12 protein-coding genes are annotated in these 14692 nt (G+C 35.7%); 9 read left to right on the plus strand and 3 right to left on the minus strand.

The window, feature by feature from the left end:
• Positions 1 to 2: 2 nt before the first annotated feature.
• Positions 3 to 2438 carry a penicillin acylase family protein gene (locus MMF97_RS07185; protein ID WP_317228601.1) on the minus strand — a complete coding sequence of 812 codons (2436 nt, stop codon included), beginning with the start codon at positions 2436 to 2438 and terminating at the stop codon, positions 3 to 5.
• 184 nt (positions 2439 to 2622) lie between these two features.
• On the opposite strand from MMF97_RS07185, the gene MMF97_RS07190 reads away from it, so the two are divergent.
• The 4 genes from MMF97_RS07190 (at position 2623) to MMF97_RS07205 (ending at position 7728) form a co-directional block, all read left to right on the plus strand.
• Positions 2623 to 5511 carry a TonB-dependent receptor gene (locus MMF97_RS07190; protein WP_243360965.1) on the plus strand — a complete coding sequence of 963 codons (2889 nt, stop codon included), beginning with the start codon at positions 2623 to 2625 and terminating at the stop codon, positions 5509 to 5511.
• A gap of 150 nt (positions 5512 to 5661) precedes the next feature.
• Entirely contained in the window at positions 5662 to 5772 is a 111-nt protein-coding gene (locus tag MMF97_RS07195; protein ID WP_243360967.1) for a phenylalanyl-tRNA synthetase subunit alpha, read from the plus strand.
• An 89-nt stretch (positions 5773 to 5861) separates the two neighbouring features.
• Positions 5862 to 7295 carry a 23S rRNA (uracil(1939)-C(5))-methyltransferase RlmD gene (rlmD, locus tag MMF97_RS07200; RefSeq protein ID WP_243360969.1) on the plus strand — a complete coding sequence of 478 codons (1434 nt, stop codon included), beginning with the start codon at positions 5862 to 5864 and terminating at the stop codon, positions 7293 to 7295.
• A 25-nt stretch (positions 7296 to 7320) separates the two neighbouring features.
• Entirely contained in the window at positions 7321 to 7728 is a 408-nt protein-coding gene (locus MMF97_RS07205; protein WP_243360971.1) for a hypothetical protein, read from the plus strand.
• Between the two features lie 74 nt (positions 7729 to 7802).
• On the opposite strand, the gene MMF97_RS07210 is transcribed toward MMF97_RS07205, so the two are convergent.
• Positions 7803 to 8516: a head GIN domain-containing protein gene (locus MMF97_RS07210; RefSeq protein ID WP_243360973.1), complete on the minus strand. Its 714-nt coding sequence runs from the start codon at positions 8514 to 8516 to the stop codon at positions 7803 to 7805.
• Between the two features lie 130 nt (positions 8517 to 8646).
• On the opposite strand from MMF97_RS07210, the gene MMF97_RS07215 reads away from it, so the two are divergent.
• Genes MMF97_RS07215 through hemH form a run of 3 tightly spaced genes read left to right on the plus strand, consistent with a single transcriptional unit; the run spans position 8647 to position 11110 of the window.
• On the plus strand, positions 8647 to 9156 hold the full coding sequence (locus tag MMF97_RS07215; RefSeq protein ID WP_243360975.1) for a phosphoribosyltransferase family protein: 510 nt from the start codon (positions 8647 to 8649) through the stop codon (positions 9154 to 9156).
• A gap of 41 nt (positions 9157 to 9197) precedes the next feature.
• Entirely contained in the window at positions 9198 to 10046 is an 849-nt protein-coding gene (locus MMF97_RS07220; protein WP_243360977.1) for a 4-hydroxy-3-methylbut-2-enyl diphosphate reductase, read from the plus strand.
• Positions 10047 to 10099: 53 nt separating this feature from the next.
• Complete coding sequence (hemH, locus tag MMF97_RS07225) at positions 10100 to 11110, plus strand: ferrochelatase (protein ID WP_243360978.1); 1011 nt, start codon at positions 10100 to 10102, stop codon at positions 11108 to 11110.
• Between the two features lie 3 nt (positions 11111 to 11113).
• Here hemH and MMF97_RS07230 read toward each other — a convergent pair whose 3' ends face one another.
• On the minus strand, positions 11114 to 12325 hold the full coding sequence (locus MMF97_RS07230) for a 3-deoxy-D-manno-octulosonic acid transferase (RefSeq protein ID WP_243360981.1): 1212 nt from the start codon (positions 12323 to 12325) through the stop codon (positions 11114 to 11116).
• A gap of 65 nt (positions 12326 to 12390) precedes the next feature.
• On the opposite strand from MMF97_RS07230, the gene MMF97_RS07235 reads away from it, so the two are divergent.
• Together MMF97_RS07235 and MMF97_RS07240 are read left to right on the plus strand one after the other, a co-directional pair.
• A complete protein-coding gene (locus MMF97_RS07235; protein WP_243360983.1) occupies positions 12391 to 13701 on the plus strand; it encodes a UDP-glucose dehydrogenase family protein in 1311 nt (436 codons plus the stop codon).
• Positions 13702 to 14691 (plus strand): UDP-glucuronic acid decarboxylase family protein, encoded by a 990-nt coding sequence (locus tag MMF97_RS07240; RefSeq protein ID WP_243360984.1) that lies wholly within the window; start codon positions 13702 to 13704, stop codon positions 14689 to 14691.
• Position 14692 lies beyond the last annotated feature (1 nt).

The raw sequence follows: 14692 nt of genomic DNA on the forward strand, positions 1-14692 counted from the left end.
TTTTATTTTTTTGAGATTTTATAATGAGAGATTATTTTTCCTGATTGATCATCTGGTGATTGCATAAAGAATAAATCATATAACTTACCTTCGGCCCATGTATCAATCATATTGTCATAAAAAGGGCTTCCAGGATTACCAGACTGACCTCCGGGATATACGCCGTGACCTTTAGGTTTCTTGCCCAGTTCTACAACCATTCTCCAAGATGGGCCATTGCTTTCGCCTAAAGCATCAACGGTGCTTTTAGATCCGCCAATTAGCAAGGTTTTAGAACCAAAACCCGGTATTTTAGCTAAATGTGGCACGTGTGAATCTTTAATTTTTGCCCATTCCCAATCTTTACCAATAGGCCCATTTTTGCGTTGTAAGCTATCGCAGGTAAATATAAAAGACTGATTAACCAGATCGTTTAAGGTTTCTTTTTTAGTGGTTTTTACATTATCAAACCATTTAGAGTTAGAATCTTTCTGTATAAGTTCTATGGTACGATCTCTTGAAGGATAGCGCATAGGAACTTTCGGATCTGTAAACTTGTTATCCCATATTTCAAAAAATAGACGTTTAGCCCATAAGTCAAAAACACTTGCTCCAATTTCATGCGCATTAAAAAACTTATTCCAGTTTTTTACGGTATTAAATGCTTCTTTTTGAGTAGCATTTAAAGATGAACTATTTACCAATGGTAAAATGTAAGGCAACAGATTTTCTGCAAAAATACTATAACTATCCATCTGGAGATTTCGCATACTGTCAGCATTGATTTTGTTCATCGCAGCTAATCGGTCATTTATACGTTTACCTCTTTCATATGGAGAAAATTCCCAGTTGATATAATAAGGATAAGTTGTATCTGTTGAGGATTGGTTGGCAGAACTTACGAAGTTGCGGGGAGGGTTTTTAACCGTAGGATTTTGATCTGAAGGTATCCAGCCATGCCAATCGTAAGCAGGATCTGTTCCATCTAGAATAAATTTGCCCTGATTTTTCCATTTCAAAGGAAATTTACCATTAGGAGTAATAGCGATATCATTATCTGCACTGGCAAATATGAAGTTTTGAGCAGGGGCTGTAAAATAGGTTAGTGCCTTTCTGTAATCATCATAATTTTTTCCGCGGTTCAAATAATAAAAGGTCATTAATTCATTAGACTCTTCATGAGCAATCCATCTTAAGGCATTACCTGTAGGTACATTATCAGCTTTGCTGAAAACTGGTTTCTGAAAATAAACAACAGGGCCATGATGTGTGTAAATAACCGTATCCAATTCATCTTTTGTCCCCCTCACTTTAATTCTTTCTATACGTTCAGTTGTGTTTTTCCATTGGTTGTTATACCAGTAATTTTTATGTGTTTCATCTTTGAATTTGATCTGGTAAAAATCAAGTACGTCGGCAGCTACATTGGTAACACCCCAGGCAATCTGGTTATTAAATCCTATGATAATACCGGGAGCCCCAGGTAGTGATACGCCATAAGTGTTAACTCCGGGTGCATGTAACTGGATCTGATACCAGATTGAAGGTAAACTTAAGTCTAAGTGCGGATCATTAGCCAATATAGGAAATCCAGAAGCTGTTTTTGTGCCAGATACAGCCCAGTTGTTACTTCCGATACCTTCCTCTTTTTGTTTGGTGATAATGCCTGTGGTCATCATCTCTGTAAAAGATTTAGGTGTTTGGGGAATAGGCAGTGGCTTAAAATTCCACTTGGTTCCAACCGGTATAATCGGATCTTCTTTAAAAGGATAATCAGGAAACAAATCTTTGGTTACATCAGGGCCAAATTTGTTTAAAATATTGGTCATGTAGAACTCATCAGAACCCATCGCTAAAACGGCCGACATTTGTTTTAACAATAGCGCACATTTTATAGGTTGCCAAGGTTCGGGTTTAAAATCCAGCAACTTGTATTCTACAGGTAAATCAGAATCTTTTAAGCTTTTAATATAATCATTGATACCTTGCGTATAAGCCATGATCATTTCTTTTGCTTTAGGATCGGCCATCATGCCCTTAAGCGAATTCTCAGCACCGTAAAGCATACCCATCCGGCGTTGGTAACGGTCTAACTCTATGGCTTTTTTGCCTACCACTTCAGATATTCTGCCTGCAGCAAAACGCGTCTGAAAATCCATTTGCCAAAGCCTGTGCATAGCGGTAATATAGCCTTGAGCATAATATAAATCATGATCATTCTGCGCAAACACGTGCGGTATCATGCGGTCATCAAAATAGATGTCTATTTTATCTTTAGCATTTTTTAAAACGATGTTATGATTTTTATTTACTGTGGTACTTTCGGCATTTTGCCAAAATCCAGTAAATGGATTTAAGAATTTTAAAAGGGGAGGCGTATCTCCAAATTTAGTATTGAGCAGGTATGCCAGAATAATAGGAATGATTATACAAATCAGGGCTTTTATTTTATTCATCATAAATTCAACAATCTATCAGCGTTAAAATAATAAAATATATGTGATATAAATCTAATTATTTGATGGTTTTTAGGTTTTATATTCTAAATGCCAATATATGCAATATTATTTTAAATAGAATTTGTAAGTATCGGAATTTGTGCTAAGTTTATAGTTAATAAACAATATAAACTACTTTTAACGTATGAACAAAACTTCTACAAAAACATTTTTTGTTCTTTTTGTAATGCTGTTGGTAAGTTTAACAACATTTGCACAAAGTACAATTGTTAGCGGTACGGTTACCGATAAACAAACAAATGAGCCCATGCCGGGCGTAAGCGTTACGATAAAAGGGAAGAATGTTGGCGCCTCTACTGATGCCAACGGAAAATTCTCTTTTTCTACCACTGAAAAACCTCCTTTCATTTTATCTGTAAGTTACATAGGATATAAATCGATAGAGCAGAGTGTAAGTGGAAATGCAGGCAATTTGAGTTTCCAGCTTGAAGAAAGCGGAGTAGTATTAGGTCAGGAAGTGGTAATTTCTGCTTCGAGAACTCCTGAACGTATTTTAGAATCGCCGGTTACCATAGAGCGTATGGGTGCAGCTCAGATCAAAGAGGTTGCTGCTCCTTCTTTCTATGATGCGATTCAGAATATTAAAGGTGTTGAAATGAGTACACAGAGTTTAACTTTCAGATCGTACAATACCAGAGGATTTAATGCAAATGGTAATACCAGATTTAACCAGTTAATAGATGGTATGGACAATCAGGCTCCGGGATTAAATTTCTCGGTAGGTAATATTGTTGGTATTACTGAACTGGATGTAGATAACCTGGAATTATTACCTGGAGCTTCTTCTGCATTATATGGAGCAGGTGGTATTAGTGGTACTTTGTTGATGACCTCAAAAGATCCTTTTAAATATCCGGGAGCAAGTTTCCAATTTAAAACAGGTATCAACCACGTAAGCGACAATAATTCTAAAGTTCAGCCTTTTAACCAAGTTGATGCTAGATTGGCAAAATCATGGAACAACAAGTTTGGGGTAAAATTTGCTTTCTCATTTTTACAGGCTAAAGATTGGTATGGAACAAATTATTCGAACTATGATAGGGCTAATAATGCTCCAAAAGCAGGTACGCGTCAATCAGATCCAAATTATGACGGCGTGAATGTTTATGGTGATGAGGTTAGTCAAAACATGAGAAGTGTAAATGGTGCGGTTGAAGCTCAGACCAGAGCAGCTATTTTAGCTGCTACAGGAGGATTGTTTAATCCGCAAACAACATTCAACGCTTTACCTGCCGGTACACCATATCCTACTTATGTAAACCTGATTAATACCAATCCAGGTATACCTGCTGCATTAAGACCTACTTTATTAAACCAGTATTTACCTTTCTACTATGCATCAAGAAACCCTGCTTTTTTACCAAATCAGAATGTTTCTCGTACCGGATATAATGAGATGGATCTTGTAGATTACAATACCAAATCATTGAAATTATCAGGAGGTTTATATTATAACATAACACCAACTGTACAATTGATAGCTCAGGCTAACTGGGGTACAGGTACATCAGTATATACTGGTTCAGACCGTTACTCTTTACGCAACTTTAATATAGGCTTATATAAATTAGAGTTAAAAGGAGAAGACTTCTATTTAAGAGCTTATACTACACAAGAGCGCTCAGGAGATTCTTATATTTCTTCGATTTTGGGTAGTTACATCAATGAAAAAACTACTGCATCTACTTCTTGGTTCCCAACTTATATAGGAACTTATATTGGTGCTAAACTAGGTGGGCAAACAGATGATCAGGCTCATACGCTTAGTCGTGCAAATGCAGATAAAGACAGAGTTGCTCCAGGCTCAGCTACCTTTAATAACTATGCTTCACAAATTAAAAATACCTATATCAGTCAAACAGATATGGCTAAAGGAATTTATGGAGCTAAGTTTAATGATAAAACCAATTTATACCACTACGAGGGTATGTACAACTTCTCAAGATTATTTGATAATGTAGTGGAGTTTCAGGTAGGCGCATCGGCTCGTAGATTCGACTTAAATTCAGGAGGTACTATTTTTGATGATCTAAACAAAACAATAGATATCAATGAATATGGTGCTTTTGGTACAGTTGGTAAAAAATTCGGAGATATATTTAAACTTACTTTTGCCGGACGTTATGACAAGAGTACAAACTTTGAAGGTCGCTTTACACCTCGTGTAACAGGAGTTCTTACCGTAGCGAAAAACCAGAACATTCGTGCTTCTTATCAAACCGGTTATCGTAACCCAACTACCCAAAATCAATATATTGATTTATCAGTTGGTGGTGGTAGTCAGCGTTTAATAGGCGGTCTTCCTGAGTTTTTAAATAAATACAGCCTTTTAACCAATAAACCTTATACAGAAAAAAGTTTTAGAAATGCAAGTGCCGGAACCGGTCCACTTGAGCAATATACTTTTGATCCAAGAGGTGTACGCCCAGAAAGTGTTACTTCTTATGAATTAGGTTATAAAGGATTGATCACTTCTAATTTCATGATCGATTTATATGGATATATGAGCACGTTTAAGGATTTCATTACAGGAATTAATGTTTACCAAAACAATGCAGGAAGTTTCGTGAAATTTGGTGTTCCTGTTAATGCTGACGGTAAGGTTAAAACTTACGGAGGTGCTTTAGGTTTAGATTATCTTGTTGGCAAGTATAATTTAAGTGGTAACGTGTCTTACAATAAAATAGGAGATCTACCTGCAGATTATGTTAATGATTTTAATACACCTACTATACGTTATAACCTAGGTTTAGGTAACAGAGAGGTATTTAAAAATGTTGGTTTCAATATTAACTATCGTTGGCAGGATAAATTTAACTGGATGTCATCATTTGCTGGTGGAGAAGTACCTGCATTCGCTACTGTTGATGCTCAGGTTAACTTAAAAGTTCCTTCTGTAAATTCTATCATTAAAGTTGGAGGGTCAAACATCCTGAATAAATACTACTTTACCTCTTATGGTAACCCTGAGGTTGGTGCAATGTACTATGTATCATTGGCATTTAACCCTTAATAAGTATCATATACTAAAAGAAAAAGGCCTCGAATTTCGAGGCCTTTTTCTTTATAACCAGATTTAATTTCTTTTTAAATTAACAAAAATTTAACGTAATACCATTTTGGTTTTTGGTTCAAATTCTTTATTTTTGAAGAAAAATTAGCCATGAGTAAAGAAACGTTAGAAATATCTGTAATGGTTGATCAAAGCTTTGATATGAGCTTTAACTTGATCGATGGTGTATTAGGTACTTTGCTTAACTGGTTAAGCAAATAAAATCCAGTTACTTTATTAATAAGTTTCTTGTCACGCTTAACAAGAGAGAGTCTGCAATTCATCCTGTTTTTGATGTATATTTGCAGCAAATGAATAAAAGGAAGAAGAATACCGCACCTGTTATTATACCTAACCTAAGTATTATTGATATTGCAGAAGAAGGCAAAGGCGTAGGTAAGGCTGAAGAATTAGTTGTTTTTGTAGATAAAGCCGTACCAGGCGATGTGGTTGATGTAAAGATCGTCAGAAAGAAAAAGAATTTTGCCGAAGCTGTAATTGAAAAGACACTTGTTGCATCAGACTTACGTGAACAACCATTTTGCAGTCATTTTGGAACCTGCGGAGGTTGTAAATGGCAGCAAATGACATACGATGCTCAGCTTACATTCAAGCAAAAAAGCGTAGAAGCTGCTTTACAACGTTTAGCAAAGGTCGATACGCAACAAATGGAGCCGATATTGGCTTCGTCAGAGAACAGATATTATCGCAATAAATTAGAATTTACTTTTTCCAATAAGCGATGGTTGGATAGAGAAGATATGGATGTGGAGGCAGAAGGGAGAGAAATGAGAGCATTGGGTTTTCATGTTCCTGGTCGTTTTGATAAAATCTTAGATATTGAACATTGCTACCTGCAGGCAGATCCAAGTAACCAGATAAGACTGGCTATAAAAGATTATACGTTAAAAAACCAGTATAGTTTTTATGATCTGCGCAATCACGAAGGCACTTTGAGAAACCTAATCATTCGTACTTCTTCAACAGGCGAAATTATGGTTTGTGTTGTATTTGCTTACCCTGAGGAAGGACAGGTAGAATCATTAATGAACTTCATTAAAGAGCAATTTCCAGAAATTACCTCTTTACTTTATATCATCAATCAAAAGAAAAACGATACCATTTTTGATCAGGAAGTGATTACCTATTCGGGGCGTGATTTTATATTTGAACAGATGCCACTTACCAATGGGCAACAAGTTAAATTTAAAATAGGCGTTAAATCTTTTTACCAGACAAATTCTGCCCAGGCTTACGAGCTTTATCGCATTACCAAAGAATTTGCAGACTTTAAAGGAGACGAATTGGTGTATGATCTGTACACAGGTGCAGGAACCATTGCAAACTTCGTAGCCCAAGATGTAAAACAAGTAGTGGGTGTAGAATATGTTCCTACTGCTATTGAAGATGCAAAGTTTAACTCTGAACTGAACGGTATTACCAATACGCTGTTTTATGCAGGAGATATGAAGGACATATTGACCAGAGATTTTGTAGAGCATCATGGTAAACCGGATGTAATCATCACAGACCCTCCAAGAGCAGGAATGCACCCGGATGTGGTTGATTTATTATTAACAATAGAGGCAGAGAAAATTGTTTATGTAAGCTGTAATGCTGCAACACAGGCAAGGGATCTGGCCTTGTTAAAAGAAAAGTATAACATTGGCAGAATTAAACCTGTAGATATGTTTCCGCATACACAGCATGTGGAGAATGTGGTACTTTTAAACTTAATTAAATAAGATAGCTTCAATATATTTTAATATTATGGAATCGGAAGAATTATTAAACGGAGCCGGACAGAATGGGCAACAGGATAGAAAAGAGAAGAAAGAAAGTCCTTTGGTGAGTTTGGAAAAAGATTTAGCTTTTTATGCCGAATCAGTAAAAGAAGTGGCAATGGATATTTTAACAGAAGGCATATCTACAGCTCCAATTTTTATAGCCCATCAGCATGAAGTTAAACTAGGAGAGGTGATCTTAAATAGAGAAGAATTAAATACAAACTGGACCATACAGGCTTCTACATTAGAAGAGTTTATTGAAAAAGGCATCATTAAACCCGAAAAGAAAGAACATTTCTTAAAGAATTATAAAAACCCACAGGATTTTATGTGCGTATTTGTAATTGTTCCCGAAGGGGCTAATTATGTATTTTATCCTTACCCAAAGTAATTCAACTTTGGGATAAACAAAAAGGCTTTCTTGTTCAAGAAAGCCTTTTTGTTTAGTAGTTTGTTTGGAGGAAATTAATTGACGCGAGTTACGTCACTGCTTTTAGAATTAGATGTCTTTTTAAGACTTGCATTTCCTCTGTATTTTACATCGGATCCGCTTGTTGCATTGGCCTCTAATCCTTTTTCAACATTAACATTGATGTCACTACCCCCACTTGCACTAACTTTAGCATAATTTGCTTTTAAATTAAAAGCATCTACATCGCTGCCACCACTTGCGTTAAGCTGCATATTTTCTGCATTTCCTTCTATGTCAATATCACTGCCACCACTTGCAGAAATAGACAGATCTTTGCATTTTACAGATAAAGAAATATCACTGCCGCCACTTGCAGTTATGTTAAGAATGTCAGTATTAAGGGTGTTTTCAGTTTTAACATCACTACCGCCACTTGCAGAGATTGTGTTTAATTTTTTATAAGTTATGTAAACGTTTATTTTACTGTTCCTGAATAAACCACTCCAGTTTACACCTCTTTTATATTTAATGGTTAATTGTGCTCCATTTTGTTCAACAATTACATCCTTAATAATTTCTTCACGTCCTTTTATAGTAACGGTTTCTGTGTTTCCCTGAGTAAGGAAAAGATCAATACCACTGCTTACGCTGATATTGTTAAAATTCTTTGCATTTACATTTCTGCTATCTTGAGCAAAGCTGAACCCTGAAGCAATTGTAAATAAAAGAATAGTTAATGAAAGTCTGAAAGTAAATTTGTTTATCATAATAAAATTGGTTTTATAATGATAAGACGCTTGGAGGGGGTAAAAAGTTGCATGAAAATTAAAAGAAAAATCAAATTTTGAAATTGCCCCTTTAAAATCGTTTTTTTGTAAGAGGAAAACCCAATAAGATATGTCGCAAAATCAAGTACTTATTTTAGATAAAAATCAGATTGAACAAAAAATAAACCGGATGGCTTACCAGATACTTGAAGATAGTATTGATGAGAAAGAGATCGTACTGGCAGGAATGTGGGAGAGAGGTTATAAACTGGCATTAAAACTCCAAAAAGTGTTAACCGAAATAAGTGCTTTAAAAATAACCTTACTTAAAATTGAGGTTGAGCGACAAAGTAGCAAACTCATTTCTAAAACCGACTTGGAAGAAAGTGCTTGGCAGAATAAAGTAATTATTTTGGTTGATGATGTATTGAATAGCGGCAAAACACTAGCTTATGGTTTAGGTGTTTTTCTCAATACACCGCATAAAAAAATACGTACTGCTGTTTTAGTAGATAGAAGCCATAAAATTTTCCCTGTAGCTACAGATTTTGTAGGCTTGGAGCTTTCAACGGTATTAAAAGAACATGTGGATGTAATTATAGATGTTGAAGGCGAAGAAGACAGGGTGTATTTAAGCTAAAACACAATGTTTATTTGTAGCTTTGTGTAGAGATTTTTAAAATGAGTTATAATTTAAACGTTAGTATAGATAAATCTTCTGGCTTTTGTTTCGGAGTGGTGTATGCTATAGATATGGCAGAAGATATCCTTGATCATGAAGAGTACCTTTATTGCTTAGGTGATATTGTCCATAATGATGAAGAGGTAGAGCGTTTAAAGACTAAGGGACTTAGAATTATCGATCATACAAAATTACAGGATCTGCATAATGAAAAAGTACTGATCAGAGCACATGGAGAGGCTCCTTCTACTTACGAACTTGCCTTAAAAAATAATCTTACACTAATTGATGCTTCTTGTCCGGTGGTTCTAAAACTACAAAACCGTATTAAAAATTCTCATGATGATGATGAACAGATTCTGATTTTTGGAAAGCATGGTCATGCAGAGGTGATAGGTCTACAGGGACAGACTAACGGAAATGCTATAGTTTTTCAGGATTTAGCAGAGTTGGATGGGGCTGAACTACCTCAAAAGTTTACTTTGTATAGCCAAACTACAAAAAGCGTAGATAAGTTTTACCAGATTAAAGACGAGCTGATTAACAGAGGTTATGAAGTGAAAGCCAATGATACGATATGCAGACAGGTATCTAACCGTTACGAGGAACTGGCAGATTTTGTAAAAGATTTCGATAAAATCATTTTTGTATCAGGCAAGAAGTCATCAAACGGAAAAGTGTTACATGACGTATGCAAGAAACATAATGAAAATACTTATTTCGTGTCTAATATTGATGAATTAGAAAAAGAGTGGTTTCAAGCAAACGATAAAGTAGGTATTTGCGGGGCCACATCTACCCCAATGTGGTTAATGGAAAATGTAAAACATACACTCGAAACCTATTAGGTTAAAAAGAAAATCTCTTTCAGGTATAGATAATCAAGCTGCTGCTATATATAATGACTAAAAAAGGTGTTTTATTGGTGAATTTAGGTACTCCTGACAGCCCATCTGTTAAAGATGTAAGAAAGTATCTGGATGAATTTTTAATGGATGGAAGAGTAATAGATATCCCTAAATTTAATAGAGCACTACTCGTTAAAGGTATTATCACTACTTTCAGAGGGCCAAAAAGTGCCAAGCTTTATGAGGCTATCTGGACTGAACAAGGCTCGCCTTTAATGATTTACAGTTTAGAACAGGCTCAATTGTTACAACAATCCTTAGGTGATGAGTATCATGTAGAGTTGGCCATGCGTTATCAAAGCCCGTCAATTAAGCAGGGATTAGAAAACCTTAAAGCAAAACAGGTAGACCGTATAACCGTTATTCCTTTATTTCCACAATATGCATCAGCTACAACCGGATCGGTTATAGAAAAAGTAATGGATGAGGTGAAGAGATGGCAAACTATCCCTCCTATATCTTTTATCAATTCTTTTCATGATAATGATAAGATGATACAAGTATTTGCAGAGAACGCTATCAGTCAGAATTACAAGCAATTCGACCATTATCTTTTCAGCTATCATGGCGTTCCCGAAAGACAATTACTTAAAGCAGACGATACGGGTAAACATTGTCTGCAAAGACCAGATTGCTGTGATCAACTTACTGCTATAAATAAATTCTGCTATAAAGCGCAATGCTATGATACTTCAAAGAAAATAGCCGCTTATTTAGATATTAAGACTGAAAATTATACTGTTTGTTTTCAAAGTCGTTTAGGGAAGGCAGAATGGGCCAAACCTTATTCTTCTGAAGTACTAAAAGATTTGGCTGCAAAAGGGATAAAAAAGGTACTTGTTTTCAGTCCGGCATTTGTGGCAGATTGTCTGGAAACTATTCATGAAATAGGGGTTGAATATGATCATGATTTTAAAGCTTTGGGAGGTGAGAAAGTTCAGTTGGTTGAAAGCTTAAATTCACACCCTTTATTTATTGAAGCTTTGGCTGATCTGACCAGATAAGTTTTATTTTATAATATTTTGTAGGATTTTGTCTGTGGCTCCGGTATTATTTATTACATACGATTTAGCCAAATGACCACAGGAGTTTTTGTTGAAATACTCGAAAGCAGCAGCAAGCTCAGTCCGATCATTTATACTTTTAGCCGCATTGATTTCTATTAAGTCTTTAGCTTCCTGAAATTTATGGTAATGGGGGCCAAAAATAACGGGCATGCCAAAAGCAACAGCTTCAAGCGTATTGTGAATACCTGCGCCGAAACCACCACCAATGTAGGCTATCCTGCCATATTGGTAGAGAGATGAGAGCATTCCAATATTGTCTATAATTAGGGTTTGTGTTTGGCGATTAGCCTTTGATGTTCTCAAATCAGAAAATTTAACACTATTAGGAAATAATGTTGTTATGGCATTAATGTGTGTTTCGTGAATTTCGTGTGGAGCAATGATCAGTTTCCAATCTGGATTTTGCTCTGCTAAATCAACCAAAAGTTTCTCATCATCAGGCCAGGTACTTCCTGCAACTAATATTGGAGATTGTTCACAAAAAGCTTTGATTATAGGTAGGTCTTTAGGATTTTGTGCATTTTCATAAACCCTGTCAAATCTTGTATCGCCACTAATATCAACATTGTTCAAGCCTATCTTATTGAGTAATAGCAAACTTTCCTTGTTCTGCACAAAAAAATGGCTTACACATTTAAGCACATTTCTGTAAAATGTACCATACCATTTAAAGAAAATCTGATTTTTTCTAAAAATACCTGATATTACATAAAGTGGAATATGTTTAGTATATAAAGCTTCAAAATAGTTAGGCCAAAATTCATATTTAGTAAAGACAGCCATTTTTGGGTTGACGGTTTCTATAAATTTTTTAGCATTGTGAGGAGTGTCTAAGGGTAGATAAAAAATGCCATCGGCTAAAGGATAATTTTTTCTTATTTCGTATCCCGAAGGAGAGAAAAAAGTAATGATTATTTTAGTACTTGCCAATTGCGATTTTAATTTTTCTAGAACAGGTCTTCCCTGCTCAAATTCTCCCAGAGATGCAAAGTGAAACCATATAGGATTGTCTTCGGGTTTTAATCGGTTTTGAATCTGTGTAAAAATACCTTTTCGGCCATTTATAAAGAGTTTGGCTTTAGTATTAAAAGCAGCTAGCAGCTTAATGATCAACCCGTAAAAAAAAATACCAATATTATAAAGTACACGCATTTTGCTGCATAATTTATTATCTTCGCTCGAAGATAAATAATAAAAAGTTTAAAGCTCATAAATATATGAAGATAGCTGTAATCGGTACCGGATATGTAGGTTTGGTAACAGGTACCTGCCTTGCTGAAACAGGTAATAATGTGATTTGCGTAGACATTATAGAAGAAAAAGTTAACAAAATGAAAGCTGGTCAGTTACCCATTTATGAGCCGGGACTGGATGTGCTTTTTCATCGTAATATTGCACAAAACAGATTGTCATTTACTACAAATCTGGCTGATGCTATTAAAGATGCTGAGATTATTTTTATGGCCCTTCCAACGCCTCCAGGAGGAGACGGAGCAGCCGATTTGTCTTACATTTTAGGTGCTGCAAAAGATATTTCTAAGTTAATTACCGATTATAAGGTGATTGTAAATAAATCTACCGTTCCGGTAGGTACGGCAGATAAAGTAGCTGCTGTTTTTGCTGAAAACACCAGTGTAGAAGTGGATGTGGTTTCAAATCCTGAATTTTTGAGAGAAGGCGTTGCTGTAGATGACTTTATGAAACCTGATAGGGTGGTAATTGGTACACGTAGTGAAAGGGCACGTAAACTGATGGGCGAATTATATGCACCATACGTTAGACAGGGAAACCCTATTTATTATATGGATGAACGCTCTTCTGAACTGACTAAATATGCTGCAAATTCTTTTTTGGCAACAAAAATCACGTTTATGAACGAGATTGCTAATCTATGTGAAATTGTAGGTGCGGATGTTGATGCGGTAAGAAAGGGTATTGGTTCTGATGACAGAATTGGTAAACGATTCTTGTTTCCTGGCATTGGATATGGCGGCAGTTGCTTTCCAAAAGATGTTCAGGCCTTAGAAAAAGCCGCTGTTGAACATAACTATGATTTCAAGATTCTGAAAGCTGTAATGGACGTAAATGAGAAACAAAAAACAATCTTGTTTGACAAATTACAAGCTTACTATAAAGGAGATTTAAAAGGCAAGAAATTTGCATTATGGGGTTTAGCGTTTAAACCTGAAACAGATGATATAAGAGAAGCTCCGGCATTGTATATTATTAATGAATTACTGAACGCAGGTGCAGAAGTTGTTGCCTTTGATCCTGAGGCTATGGGTAATGTAAAAGTATTACTGGGCGATAAAATAAAATACGCTTCAACACAGTATGAAGCTTTAGAAGGAGCAGATGCTTTATTGATCGCTACAGAATGGTCGCTATTCAGAAATCCTGATTTTGAAAAGATGGAAAGTATTCTTAAAAATAAAGTGATTTTTGATGGCCGTAATCTTTTTGATCTTCAAAAGATGATAGATTTAGGTTATTATTATAACAGTATCGGTCGTAAAATTATTAGCTAAATGGAACGTAAAAGAGTTTTAGTAACTGGTGCAGCCGGTTTTTTAGGCTCGCATTTATGCGACAGGTTTATTAAAGAAGATTATCATGTAATTGGCATGGATAATCTAATTACTGGTGATCTCCAAAATATAGAACACCTCTTTAAACTCGAAAATTTTGAATTTTATCATCATGATGTTTCAAAATTTGTGCATGTACCCGGCAAACTCGATTATATTTTACATTTTGCCTCTCCTGCAAGCCCAATTGATTATCTGAAAATTCCTATACAAACCTTAAAAGTAGGCTCTTTAGGTACGCATAATCTTTTAGGGCTGGCTAAAGCCAAGGGAGCAAGGATGTTAATCGCTTCTACCTCTGAAGTTTATGGAGATCCTAATGTTAATCCTCAGCCTGAAGAATATTGGGGAAATGTAAATCCTGTTGGCCCACGCGGGGTTTATGATGAAGCTAAGCGTTTCCAGGAAGCCATTACAATGGCTTATCATACTTTCCATGGATTAGAAACCCGCATTGTACGTATATTTAACACATATGGACCAAGAATGCGTCTAAACGATGGGAGGGTATTACCTGCTTTTATTGGACAGGCATTAAGGGGAGAAGACCTGACTGTTTTTGGAGACGGAAGCCAAACTCGTTCATTTTGTTATGTTGATGACTTGATCGAAGGCATTTACAGATTGCTGCATTCTGACTATGCAGGCCCAGTAAATATTGGTAACCCTGATGAAATAACCATTAAACAATTTTGTGAAGAAATTATCAAATTAACAGGTACAGACCAGAAAATTGTTTACAAACCTTTGCCACAGGATGACCCTAAACAAAGAAGACCTGATATCACTAAAGCAAAGGAATTGTTAAACTGGGAGCCTAAAGTAAACAGAGCAGAAGGATTAAAGATAACTTATGAATATTTCAAATCTTTATCTGCTGAAGCATTAGCAAAAATAGAGCATAAAGATTTTACGACTTACAATAAGTAGG

This window comes from Pedobacter montanisoli, assembly GCF_022809115.1.
Taxonomy (GTDB): domain Bacteria; phylum Bacteroidota; class Bacteroidia; order Sphingobacteriales; family Sphingobacteriaceae; genus Pedobacter; species Pedobacter montanisoli.